Origin of the sequence: Caballeronia sp. J97 (genome assembly GCF_905220305.1) — a bacterium.
GTDB lineage: Bacteria > Pseudomonadota > Gammaproteobacteria > Burkholderiales > Burkholderiaceae > Caballeronia.
In genome coordinates, this window is record NZ_CAJMZL010000006.1 from 194714 (window position 1) to 207038 (window position 12325).

Annotated in this window: 13 protein-coding genes; 4 read left to right on the forward strand and 9 right to left on the reverse strand. The window is 60.9% G+C overall.

From position 1 onward, the window contains the following. The first annotated feature begins 219 nt into the window (after positions 1–219). The 4 genes from U4Y90_RS11955 (at position 220) to U4Y90_RS11970 (ending at position 2652) form a co-directional block, all read left to right on the forward strand. A complete protein-coding gene (locus U4Y90_RS11955) occupies positions 220–819 on the forward strand; it encodes a DUF1845 domain-containing protein (RefSeq protein WP_321794773.1) in 600 nt (199 codons plus the stop codon). 104 nt (positions 820–923) lie between these two features. After that, positions 924–1835 carry a hypothetical protein gene (locus tag U4Y90_RS11960; protein WP_321794774.1) on the forward strand — a complete coding sequence of 304 codons (912 nt, stop codon included), beginning with the start codon at positions 924–926 and terminating at the stop codon, positions 1833–1835. A 10-nt stretch (positions 1836–1845) separates the two neighbouring features. Next, positions 1846–2292: a polymer-forming cytoskeletal protein gene (locus U4Y90_RS11965; RefSeq protein WP_321794775.1), complete on the forward strand. Its 447-nt coding sequence runs from the start codon at positions 1846–1848 to the stop codon at positions 2290–2292. 180 nt (positions 2293–2472) lie between these two features. Next, positions 2473–2652 (forward strand): CsbD family protein, encoded by a 180-nt coding sequence (locus U4Y90_RS11970; RefSeq protein ID WP_321794776.1) that lies wholly within the window; start codon positions 2473–2475, stop codon positions 2650–2652. A gap of 347 nt (positions 2653–2999) precedes the next feature. Here U4Y90_RS11970 and U4Y90_RS11975 read toward each other — a convergent pair whose 3' ends face one another. From U4Y90_RS11975 to U4Y90_RS12015, 9 genes are all read right to left on the reverse strand, one after another. Continuing rightward, a complete protein-coding gene (locus U4Y90_RS11975) occupies positions 3000–4724 on the reverse strand; it encodes an ATP-dependent helicase (protein ID WP_321794777.1) in 1725 nt (574 codons plus the stop codon). Positions 4725–4735: 11 nt separating this feature from the next. Further along, positions 4736–5581, reverse strand: coding sequence for an ATPase (locus U4Y90_RS11980; RefSeq protein WP_321794778.1), 846 nt, complete (start codon positions 5579–5581; stop codon positions 4736–4738). Between the two features lie 379 nt (positions 5582–5960). After that, positions 5961–6575, reverse strand: a complete 615-nt coding sequence (locus tag U4Y90_RS11985; protein WP_321794779.1) for a DUF4400 domain-containing protein — start codon at positions 6573–6575, stop codon at positions 5961–5963. Continuing rightward, positions 6568–6822 (reverse strand): hypothetical protein, encoded by a 255-nt coding sequence (locus U4Y90_RS11990; RefSeq protein ID WP_321794780.1) that lies wholly within the window; start codon positions 6820–6822, stop codon positions 6568–6570. Before U4Y90_RS11990 ends, U4Y90_RS11985 begins: the two co-directional genes overlap by 8 nt. Further along, a complete protein-coding gene (locus U4Y90_RS11995) occupies positions 6779–7297 on the reverse strand; it encodes a hypothetical protein (RefSeq protein WP_321794781.1) in 519 nt (172 codons plus the stop codon). Before U4Y90_RS11995 ends, U4Y90_RS11990 begins: the two co-directional genes overlap by 44 nt. A gap of 11 nt (positions 7298–7308) precedes the next feature. Continuing rightward, complete coding sequence (gene traD / locus U4Y90_RS12000; RefSeq protein ID WP_321794782.1) at positions 7309–9180, reverse strand: conjugative transfer system coupling protein TraD; 1872 nt, start codon at positions 9178–9180, stop codon at positions 7309–7311. Then, complete coding sequence (locus U4Y90_RS12005; protein WP_321794783.1) at positions 9177–10508, reverse strand: TraI domain-containing protein; 1332 nt, start codon at positions 10506–10508, stop codon at positions 9177–9179. The genes traD and U4Y90_RS12005 overlap by 4 nt, the downstream gene beginning before the upstream one ends. Next, positions 10508–11518, reverse strand: a complete 1011-nt coding sequence (locus U4Y90_RS12010; RefSeq protein ID WP_321794784.1) for a type IV secretion system protein — start codon at positions 11516–11518, stop codon at positions 10508–10510. The genes U4Y90_RS12005 and U4Y90_RS12010 overlap by 1 nt, the downstream gene beginning before the upstream one ends. Before the next feature lie 14 nt (positions 11519–11532). Beyond that, positions 11533–12300 (reverse strand): type VI secretion protein, encoded by a 768-nt coding sequence (locus U4Y90_RS12015; RefSeq protein WP_321794785.1) that lies wholly within the window; start codon positions 12298–12300, stop codon positions 11533–11535. Between the last annotated feature and the right edge of the window lie 25 nt (positions 12301–12325).

A 12325-nucleotide genomic window follows, 5' to 3' on the forward strand; every position in this document is an offset into this window, starting at 1 on the left:
CGCACGAGGCGGGCACGGCTTGGAGAAAAAAGACGGACTCCGGGCTTGGAGTCGAGGTCGATGCGTCAGTGACGCGGGGAATGGATTTGAGTATCCGGGTTATCGGTGCTCATGTGCGGTGGAAAGCTCACGAAATTCGTATAGCTTTCGCCGCCTTGACACTTGTCTAAACAATGAAAATCTTATGCGAGAGAGAACACAGACGAAACCGACACGATCATGGCCGTAATCGATATGGATGTGCCCGACGAAGATCCAAACAAACTGACGCCGTCTCGCAACGATAGCGCGGATCAGAGCGGTCTTCGTCCCCTCAATCGCCTGACCAGCGATAGCCGCCTTGCCCGGATCAATGGCGACACGCTTGCGCAAACCGAGTTGCCCTATTACTCACGGTTCGCTCGCGAGTTTTTGCGCTCAGACTTCAACTTTGCGGCCGCGAAGATGACCGTCGCGCGTGGCGGCAAGCTCATCGCGATCGAAGCGGAGTTTCGGGTTGCCGAGGCCTTTTTCAGGAAGGCGCTCGATTGGGCGAACAAGCTACCGGGCAGACGTACCCCCACTCAGCCCGAGATGGTGACGCTTGAGATCAAACACGCCATGTCTGGCCGGCTGGTTCGAGTTCTCTCCATGTATGACCAGCTCTTCCTCAAAACGATGGAAGCGCTGATGTTGCGCTCGGTGACGCCGCAAACCCGTCAGGCCGCGCTGGACGCCGCCGAAATTCGCGTCAAGCAGATCCCCTTCTTGTGCATCCCGGACAACAACCGGTTCGCGCCGGAAGGTGTGTTGCTTCCCGCTCTCGACGAGGCGCACTGAGTTTTCCGTGTGTGATGCCTTCACGCGCGCGACTCGATTGGCACAGCGCTTTCCAAGCTCGATCAAACACGGTTCGACCAAACACTACGACAGGAGGCTCCCGCATGGACCTGCGCGAAATTCAGAGACTGCATGCGCAGTTCGCATCGGATTCGATGACCATCGACCTGCCGCGCCAAATCGCGGCATTGCCGGCGCCGACAATGTTCGAGAACTATGCCAAGTCGGCCACGCTGCGCTCGGGTATCCTCTCGGGCATCGCCAAGTCCGCGCCGATTCTCCGTAGCTGCGCGAAGCCGGTGCTTGTCGCACTGGTCGTCGCGCTCGCGGGTATCGGCGCGGCCAAGCTCTTTCGCGCCATTGGCGCGAGCTCCGTGCCGCACACGAGCGCGGAGAAGACTGTGCAGACGACCAGCGATACGGCATCTCAGCCTGTTGCTGCCAGCGACGCCGGACTTCGTACGATCGACGCCTCTCCCGCCCGGCCGGTTGCAGTCGCCCCGATGTTGAGCGCGAACGACGTCGGCGGCACCTCAAATATTGGCCTTACGGCTGAGCAGTTCCGCAATTCGCTGGGCACCACAACCACGAGCACTTCAGGCAATGCAGGCGTGGCCAAGCCTGCGCCGCCCGTCTCCAGCGAGGCCAAGCTCGCTGCGGTGTCACCGATCCGCCAGAGTCATCGTGAGCCGGAGACTGCGCATTCGGTCGCCGCCTCGCGAGTCGCCTCGGCACAACCAGAATCGCGGGCCGCCTCGGCCGCATCGCAGCCGGTGTCACAAGCGTCGACGGCCACCGCCGCTACGACGGCCACGACAGCGCCGGCTGCACTGGCCGCCGCGGTCGAACGCAGCGCGTCAGCATCGGGCGCTACGACCCGGTCGCACGGCTATCGTCACCACGCCGCACGTCTACGCGAGGAGCAATCCACCGAAAGCGAAACGCCATCGTCCGCGTCGAACAAGAAGCCCGCGCCGACGACCCGCGCCGGGTCTAACGAAGTGCAAATGTTCTGAGAATCTGACCATGAAAACCGAACTCAACATCACGCTCATCGCGCCGGGCTGCGCCATCACTGGCGATATCGTCGTCGATCACGGCATCTCCTGCTTCGGCCTGCTCGACGGCGGCATCATCTCGACGCAGGGTCTCTTGCACATCGGCGAAGGCGGGCTAGTGAAAGGCACGGCACAGGGCGAGCACGTGCGCATCGATGGTCGCGTCGACGGTGACGTACACGCGCGCGGCTCGCTCGAGATCAACGGGCAAGTTTCGGGCGACATCTTTTACTGCGGCACGATCCGGCTCGGCCCGCGCGCCGCGCTTAACGGCACGCTCAAACGCGTCGCGCGCATGTTGACGATCGAGATTGAGTCCGCGGAAAAACCGGGCGTCATCGGCGCGCGCGCATCCGAGCTCGGCGCGGATCAGAACGGATCGAACGTGACGGAGATTTCCCGGGCCATGGCCTGAGGTGGATGGCGAGTTAGGCGGAACGCTTCATACATCAGACGAAATGCCTATAACTGGGTATTGCTTCCGAGACGCCGACCGTGAAATCGAGCGGGCTTTTTTTCGTCGGTACGTCAGCTTGGCCCGATCTTTGCGGGGCTCGAGACGTGGAATCGTCCACGTCATCGATGGAGGTTCAGGATGAACAAGGACCAGGTGAAGGGCACCGCCGAAAAGGTGAAGGGCAAGATCAACGAAGGCGTCGGGAAGATGACCGGCGACACCACCCAGCAGGTCAAGGGGCAGGTGCAACAGGGCGCGGGCGAAGCGCGCAAGCAGTACGGTGACGCGAAGGAAGAAATCAAGAAGAGCCAGCCGTAAGGCACCCTCAGGGATAGCGCACTAGAGCGCAATTCAGCAAGCACCTCAGGGAGCGCCGCACGCGCGGCGCTCCCATTTGAAATCTGGATGACGCCACGAGGCTGACAAGAACCAACCTCACGTGCTTGATTTCATTCACACCCGCAGCCAGGGCCTGCAACGGGCCTGCAAGGTGACCTTGAACGTCACACGGTTATCGTGCGGCGCCTTCGCGTACGAATCCTGGATCCATCACGATGGAATTTTCAAGGGGAACGGGGTAGTGTTCCCGCTCGCGGCGACGAATCTCGATGATGCGGTGTCGGACCGCTCCGGACAGCCGCATCCCAGCGCTCCGGCGCCATCACCTAGGCGGCCCGAGCCAGTCCTTGTATTTTCGCTTCTGCCACGAACCGTGACTCGAAGTTCTTGCTGGTGCCGGAGATCATCAGCGATTCGCGCGCGCGCGTCATGGCCACGTAGAACAGCCGCCGCTCCTCGGGCTCGGTCGACTTCGGGTCGGGGACGATCGTCTCCACGCTGCGTACGATCCAGACATGATCCCATTCCAGCCCTTTCGAGCTGTGCATCGTCGTGAGGATAAGCGCGCCCGGCGTCGGCTCGTTATTGGACTGGCGCAAAAACAGCAGCCGCTCAGCGAAAGAGCCACTCAGCCGCGAAAGCACGTCATCGGTGGCCTGGATCGCGCGGATGGCGGCATCTTTCTTCGCGTACTTCATCATCCATTCGGCCACACCCGAAAGGGTCAACGAATGGAACTTGCGATCGCACAGACTTTGCCACTCGGCAAGCCGCTTCATGAATTCCCGGTAGTTCGTCGCGACGTCCTCGGACAGGCCAAGCGCCACCAGTTCGGCGCGCCCCTTTTGCGTCAGTTCTGGACCCATGTCGGCATGCAGGGCGCGCAACTGCTGCGCGGTCAAGCCCAGATGCGCCAACACGGCATCGAGGCCGGTCTCTTTCACCCGCTCGACGATCTCGAGCAGATTGCACATCAGCGCGCCTTCAGGGCGGCTGAGCACCGATGCGCCAGACGCCCGATAGTATTTGATGCCGTGGGATCGACACACCGATTCCAGCGGGTCGAGGATGCGGTTCGTGCGCGCGAGGATCGCACAGGACTCGCCCTTCGCGAGAAGCGGACCGAGCACCTCGACAGCCGCCACAGCCTCCTCGTATTCATCGGCATGACGCGAGCTCAGCACACTGCCGCCCGGCCCCTTCTCCGCGCGCAGTGTTTTCGCGATCCGGTCGACGTTGTGGCAGATGACCTGATCCGCGGCCGAAAGGATCTCCGCGCGGCAGCGATAGTTGCTCCCCAAGACCACCGGCTTGGCATCGAACGCCTGAATGAACGACACCATGCCGCGATAGCCGAGCGCTTCCCGAAACGCGTAGATGCTTTGGTCATCGTCGCCGACGACGGTGACGACGGAGCCCGCCTTCGCATGCAGTTCGATCCATCGGTACTGAAGTGGGTCCGTATCCTGGAACTCGTCGACGAGCAGATAGGTGAATGGGTAAGGCAGGATCGTACCGTTTTCCATGCCCTCAACCGCCAGACGCAGCATGTCCTGAAAGTCGATCTTGCCGTTGCGGGCGAGCGCGTCTTGATAGGCGTGGTACAGCTCACCGTCATCCGTGTTGGGATCGCATCGACCGAAATTCGTCTTGATCTTCTCGATCGTTGGAATGACGTCCTCTGCCTTCCCCTCACGCCCGAGTTCCTGCATCACGCGAATCAGCAGGCCCAGCCGATCGCCATCGGAAGCGATATCCAGCGGCCGCGCGCCGGGGCGCTTGAGTTGCTTGAACGCGAGCGAATGGAAGGTGCCTGCGATCAGGCGCTTTTTCACGACGTCGCCGGCAGACTTCAGAATGCGCTCGCGCAGTTCGATCGCCGCATCCTTGGAGAAGGTCACCGCGCCGACCATCGCGGCGCTGTCTTGCAGCAGCAAGGCGGCTTTGGTGGCGATCGTCTTCGTCTTGCCCGCGCCCGGGCAGGCGATCGCCACGCAGTGCTGACGCAACTGGGCGACTTCCCGTTGCTGGGGATTGAGTTCGTCCAGCATGCCGACCTCCTTTACTGGCCGCGAACCGTCGTCATCAGCTTCAGGTGCGTCATGTATCCGCGAATGCCCAGCGGATTGAACTTCTTCAGGAAGTGAACGGTTTCGTCGTCGACGTCGGACTGATCCCGGATGCCGTTCCACACCATGAAGTCGAAGTGGTCCATCGCCCGGTCAAACTTCATGATGGCGCTGAGCACGCGCATCGAAAAGCGCGAATACGCCTCGACTTCGATATCCATCGACGGCATCGGGATCGTCGGCTCAAACACAAGTTCCTGGTTCGCGCGCAGTTCGGCTTCCTTTTGCTGGCGAAAGCCTTCGGCGACGCGCAGTTGCTCATCGACGTAGCCCTCAATGCCTGCAAGCAGCTTTTCCAGCGCGCTGTTGACGACTTCCTTGTCGCTTTCGCCGAACGTCGAACGGCCGAAACGCTGCATGTTGATGCTCATGCGATTGATATACGGCCACCACTGTTCGAACAGCGGCTTCAGGCGGGTATGGTTCAACCGCACGCGGGCGGTCACGACTGCGGCACCGGACAGTTGGCGCTCCATCAGTTGGCGGCCGATCTCACGGCGGCGCTTGATGATGGCGATGCGTTCGGCGGCCGGCAGATCACGGAACAGCTTGCGAGTTTTCGCGACTTCGGCACGCTTCATGTTCGCGTCGTCAGTCGAGATCACGCCTTCCTTCTGCAGACGATCCGCGTCCGCTTCCATCTGGGTGAGCTCGCGCTCCAGTTCGCCGTCGTCAGCCCCATCCGTCACGAGCGGAGCTTCAGTCGCGTCGGCCGCGCCTTGTTCCAGCGCGGCCAATGCCACCTTGTTTTCCTTCTCGGTTTCGACCGCAGTGCTCATTCGCCACTCCTGTTCGGACCCGTCGGTCCACTTTGTCATTGGGAAATAGGCAAGCGAATCGCGCTGCCCGTAGTTCTCATTGTTGCGGGAGCAGGCGAGCGGGGACGGTCAAAACAAGGGCAATTTGAAGCGGCTTTCGTACTCTCGAGCGTTGCGCGTCGTCGGTACTGTCGGGGGGAAGACATTTGAACTGTAACCTAGTAACAGTTACAACCACCCGAGACGTCCCCGCGTACGTCACGAGCAGCAGAGGAATGGATGGCCAGCTCGATGCGCCAGAGGACGCGCAAAAGAAAAGAGAGCTATCCAGATAGCTCTCCCAACGAAGAAAGACGCGGTTTTTTGCGAGCTTTTCGCTCCCAAACATCACATCGCGCTTTTACCGCGAAGACTGGAACGACTCGGCCGCCTTCCAAAGCAGTGCGCCCAGTAGTGCAGCCACGGCCACCCAGTAGCCGGCAAGCACTGGCAACGGTACGACGAGCACCCCAAAGAGCGTTCCGCAAACAAGCAGCAGACCGTGTCCGGCGAGATGGAAAGACAGCGGACTCACGAAGCCCGCGGCCGACGCCTTAATCTTACGCCGCGCAGTCCCGTCGACGAACATGCCGAACGCGAACAGCAGCGTGCCCACGATCCACATCTTCATCACCATCGCGCGGAACAGCATCCGGTAGACGAGCAGCCAGAAGTTTTCCGTCCACGTATGGGCGAAGGTGGAAAGCCCGCCGTCATTCATGCCGCCGACGCTCCCAGACGCATTGAGCGTTCGATGCAGCAACCCATTGTCAACGAACGCATGTCGGAACGTCTCGTTGGCGTGGCGCACGGCTGCATCAGCGCGTTCCTGCCCGACCGAGGCAACGAGCGAACTCGTTTCGGCCTCCGGCACCTCGAACAGGCTGCGTTCGGGAATCGCCGGCATGACTGCGATCGCGAGCACCGGCACGAGCAGAAACCAGACTTTCAGGTGCGATCCGAAGCGGCTAGCCATGGAGCACCTTTATCAGCATGAGTATCGGCACCAACACGATCGCGCCAAGCCCGCCCCAAAAGAGCGCGGGCCGCGTCTGCATAATCGTCGCAAGCGCGTAGCAGCGGGCGCCCGCCCCGTAGGTGAACTCCTCGGGCACGGCAGCATCGACTTCGCCGTCGAACGCACCTGCCGTGTCGCAAGCGCGTTGCGCCGTACGGGAATCAACTGCCGACAGCTTCGCTATGATCGTAACGGTGAGCGACATCGTATTCCTCAAAGTAGCGACGGAAGGCCTCGCCCTGCAACACCCGCGAGGCGAGCTGGAAAGCAGCGGTGCGCTCGGTGATGTGCTCCGGGCAGCGTTCGTCGACCATCTCGAATTCGAAATTGGCATGACGCTCCTCGAAAGCCGGAATCGCATCGAGCATGGGACACCAGACAGCGACTTTTTCCCCGCGCCGTGCGACGTACCGGCGCGCATAGAGCAACTTTGCTGGCTCGAAGAGCCCCTGCATGAAGGCAATGTGGGCATTACCCGCGCGCTTGGCAAGCCTGAAGCCATCGAGCGCCGACTCAATCATCTCGGCGGCGAGCGGCCGTTTGTCTCCCATAAACCGCTCGCCGATGAAATCGGCCACACGCGAACAGGCAAGCTCGAGCTCCGGCGCGACGTTGAAGACCGGGACCAGCCTGTGCGACAGTTTGTGATCGCGAATGATGTTTTTGTATGCAGCGGACATAGTGTTGAGTTTTAGCCTTCGATGATGGGAATCCGACCCTGGTACACGGCACCGCCCGAGATGCGCATGAAGTACTGCAAATTCGGCAGACTGTGGATCAGCCGCACGGGAATCAGCGGCACCTTCTCGAGTTGAAGCGAGCGCGATTGCGAGCCGCTGAACTCAAGCGCATGGGCCTCGGTCGTGGTATTCGTACTGTTCGACACGTTGACCACCCGGATCGCCGTCTCCCCGACCTTGTCCGAGAACCACTTGGCGGTATCCGAGTCTTCCAATCTTAAGACCACCTGATTATTAAGGTTTCCTAAAACCTGTAGCATTTTCGCCGCGTTTCCAAGTTTCGCTTCGAGGTCGGCCCGTGCCTGGAAGGCGACGAACGCTTTGAACCCCGCCCCGCGCCCCTTGTTCAGGATCTGGATCACCTGTTCGTTGATCGCCTCCGCGATCTCATCGATGATGAGCACGACGTCGGGCTTTTCAGCGTAGAAGTTGTAGATCGCTCCGCACACCGCCGCGACATCTGAGAGCGCCATTGAGGCGATCGCTTTCTGCACGATGTTGTTCGACAGCGAATCCAGCCCCATGTACAAGACCGCCTTCTGTTTGATGATCTTGTCGATATCCCAGATCTCGCGCTCGTCCTCGAAGTCGTCGGCCTTCGGCGCGAGCATCAAGCCGGTTTCGCCCGTGGCCAGCATCTGGAGCAGCGGCAATGCCGACGCGATGATGCGCATGTAATGCTCGCGGTCGTGCGTGTGGGTCGCAATCAGGCCATCGATCGTCTCATGACCCTTGTCGTGCGCGGCAAATCGGTCCAGATACAGCTTGGCCATGCCATCGGTCATTGAAACGTCGTTGCGGCGTTGCGCATCTTTGACGGTGGCGGCCACGGTGAGCTCTTCCCAGTTCGGCACGCCGTTTTCAACGAAGAAGCGGCGCAGGCAGCGTTCGAGCAAAGTGCCGATACCCGATTGCGCGTACTTCAGGATCGAGCGCAGGTTCGGCTTGTCGCCGACATACAGCTCGCCCTTGACCGCCCGGTCGATGAAGAGGAACGCGAAATCGCGGAACGGTCCCTCATCCATCAACTGCGCGATGCGCGAGGGGATTTCTGAGGGTTGCGACCAGTTTTCGAGGGGATTGAGGCGGATCGACTCGTTGGGTTTGGCCTGGTTGAAGTACAGGAACTTCCGGCCGGCCCGCGCGCACTCCTTCTCGACACGCTTTTTCCACTCATCGTCGTTTTTCGGATCGACGATAATGAGCACGTCTTTCGGGTTGTGGATGACCTGGGTCGAAATCACCTCGTAGGTGCGGGTCTTGCCCGCGCCCGTCGTGCCGCCCACCAGCGTATGGCCGCCCATCGCCTTGTAGTGAAACGGCACGCGGACCTTCTTCGGCTCCATGCCGTGGATCCACGAGGAGCCTTGCGGCATCCGATCGCGAATACTGTCGGTCGGCCCGAACAGCTTCTCAATACGCGCCTCGACGGTGCGCCCAATCTCCGTTTTCGACAGCCACTTCGGTAACGAGGGGATGTCGGTCACCGGCATGCGCAGGATTTCGTGGGCGATCTGCGTGTGCTTCTGCGTCCACTCGAAGCCGGTGCCGAGGTACATCGAGTCCTCTTGCTTCTTCATGACCTGCTGCGTGGCAAGCAGCGTGTCGATATGGATCTTGCTGAGCCACTTGGTTGAAATCGCCATCCGGAAGCTCAGTGCCTTCCAGACCTGATACCCGCGAATCAGCCAGAACGCAACGCCGGCAAGCGCAAAGGCCCACGCGGAAGGCATGCCCGAGACAAGGAGCCCCACGATCACGGCCGGCCAGATCAGAAACGGCCTGAACTCGTAGATCGGTCGGAAATGATTGACGTAGCTCACGCTGTTGGCCGCTCCATGATCAGACGCCCCGCGCGCTCGACGATGCAGATGTCATTGCCATGTGCACGTAGGAGCAGGCTGCGCTTTCTGAGTTGCTCGACTAGCGTGTCGCTGGTCATGCCGTATGCGCCCACAAGCCGCTTCTGTACCGCCAGCCCCTTCTCCTCCCACGTCACTTTCGCCTTTCCGGTCGCCACATCGCCCGCCAATGCTTTGAAGAACTCTTTCATCATTGCCGCGCCCGGACCCAGCACCTCGTTCAACTGTTCATCCGTTGGGCCGAACTTGGGAGACGCGCTGCTGCGCGTAGGCGCACCGGCAGCCGCAGGATCGACAGGCGCGGGACGCGGCGGAGAAGCAAGGTCCTGCGCGGCGGCTTGGCCAGCGGGTTCAATCGAGGCCGCTGAAACGGCCTGTGCTTCGCTACGCTCCAACGCATCGAGCAACGATTGAGAAAGTTGCGGGCCAGCGCCGGGCGGCGCCGGGTTCACGTTGGACGCGGGTACGTTCGGCGCAGCCCACGGAGTCGCCGGAGGCACCGGCGTCGCAGGGCTCTGCGGCGCGGCCACAACGACCTGTGGCTCCAGCGCGAGCGCCACGTACACCGCAGACGGAACGTCGAACTTCACCGGTGCGAACACCGCGCGCTGCGCCTTTTGCTCGAAGTCCACCGAAACGTCCATCGCCTGGCGCACGACCTTATGCACCAGCGCTTCGAACCCTTGCGGACTGCGCTCGGGGTTGATCGCGTTGAACAAGTCCGAAAGCACCGCGGTGTCGAGCCCTTCAAGCAATTCGGGCGTGGTGACGGTCTGCGCGAACATCGCCGTGCGCATCCGTTCGTTCCTCAGGGGCGCCACGCGCCGCTCAACGGCGTACTGTCCCGCTCCGATCCAAGCGCCGAACGCCCCATGCGCTGCCGGGTTCCATTTCTCGCGGTCTGACTGCCGGACAAACTCGAAGTGACGGAACGGCTCGTCGAGCAGCGAACACGCGGCCGCCAGAAACACAGCGTAGTTGTACTGCGGCTCAAGCTTTCGGCGTTTGTCAGAAGTCAGATCCGCGGCGAACTTCTGCCCGCCCGCCAAGCGCATGGCGTAGAACGTCGACTCGATCGTGGCCCGGAATGCGCCCCCCGGCTCGCAATGCAATTCCGGCGTGAGCGGCATCGAGGAGAACCATTTCGCACACCGGCGAAGCACCGCCACCCACTTTCGGGCAAATTCCGTCTCGGTGCTTTCATTGGCGCATTGACGAACCAGCTCGATGCGCTTCTGGTGCGCCGTGAAAAGCGCTTCGACCGCGATCGGTTCGTGCAGCACGCCCATTACAGCGCTCCCCTGAGGAGTTTGAGCGCGCCGGTGCCGGTCGCGTTGGCGCCACCGCCGAAGATCGTCGCCAGCTTCGGAATCTCGAACGACAGCAGGAGGATGAAAATCGAGAGATCGAAAACATATGCGCCATTTACGGTCGTACTCCCGCCAACATTTGTCGCGGCTGTCACCGCGTTCGTGATCGAGTTGCCGACCAGCTTGATCAGTATCGCGACGATGACCACGTACATGCCCGCGCTGATCATCCAGTCGAGCCATTTCACGAAATAATTTCGCGTATAAGACGAGAATCCGAGCGCGAGCGCGATCGGTCCGAGCACGATGCCGATCGCGGCCTGGATTTGACCGACCGCCGAGAAGTACACGAAGACAATCGACGCCAGGCACATGAAAAAGGCGGCCAGCACGAGGACAAAGATGTCGGCAAGCGTGCCGCCGAGATTCAACAAACTGCCGAGGCCAAACTTGCTTTTGATGGCCTCGAAAATGGTACCCGCCAGTTTTGCCATCGCAGCGCCCGTGCTGCCGTTATTGCCTCCGCTGATATTCGCCGCGAGTTGCTCAAACCATGTCCAGAAGCCTGATGCGGTGGTCGTGTAGCCAAGATACAAAGCAACGAAAATCCCGAGGATCGCAACTTCCTCGAACAGATTAACCCAGGCCGAGACCGGGTGATGGGTCCCGGCAAAGCGGACCCCGACGAGCACAAGCGAAATGACCCCCAAGCCCCACGCGAACTTATTCGCCTCGTTCATCACCCCCGCGCTTGTCGCGATGGCGGACGGAATGAGCGAGCCCAGCAGTACGCGAATCTGTTCGGCGGCTTGCGTCGCGCCGTTTGCGAATTCCCCGGGTTTGCTTTGCAGCGCCGCAGCGCCTGCCGAGCCTGCGGGCGCGTCCGAGCCCGTCGTCGCGCTTTCCGCTTGTGCGACCGCGACGCTCGACGAACCAATCGCGCCGCAGAAGATCGCGAGCGCCACGCACAGCGCACGAAGTATCATCATGACCCGGCGCGTCATTATTGCCCCAATGTCTTAGACGAGCCGATCTGCGCTTCAAATGCGGCCCGTTCTCGGTCCTGCTGGGCCTTTAGGGCAGCTTTCGCGGAGTTGTTCGCCTGTTGCTCGGCAACCGTGGCCGAATCCTTGACCGCGTCGCTGCGTTGTTTGGCGGCCATCATGCTGATCAGGTCACCGTTCTGGCTCGAAATGATGTCCAGCATGTGCGTGGTCAATTGGGCGGTCGCCTCCATCGTCGGCGACATGTTCAACTGATCCTGAATCTCCTGACGGCGCTTGGCAAGCGTGCTGACGTGAGAAATGACGTCGTTGCCTTGCTGAAAAAGCTGTTTGGCTGTCTTGTCGTTGTTCTGCAGCAGGGTGTTTTGATCGGCGAACCACTGCTCAGTCGTCTTGCCCGATTGGGTGATCAGCGCCTGAACCTTGCTGGCATATTCGGCATTGCTCTGCAGGCCGCCGTACAGATCCTTCAGCACATCGGTGTACTTCGACAGGTCCGCGATATCGCTCGTGATGCTCTTGAACTGCGCCAGCATCGCGGTCGGATCCAGATTGGTCGCCTGCTTAAGCTGGTTGAGCATCATCTGATACTGGTAAATCAGGTTGCTGTCCTGATACGCCTCGCCCTTCACGGCTGCGATCGCGGTGGCCGTGTTCTGAATGAAGTTTGACGCGTCAAAGACGGGCAGGTTCGCGTTCGCGTGTTGGATTAGGCCGAGCGTCAGTACGCCCGTAGCGGCGATGCAGCGAATGAGTTTTTTCATCATAGCGGTAGCCTTCGTTTGGGCTCGA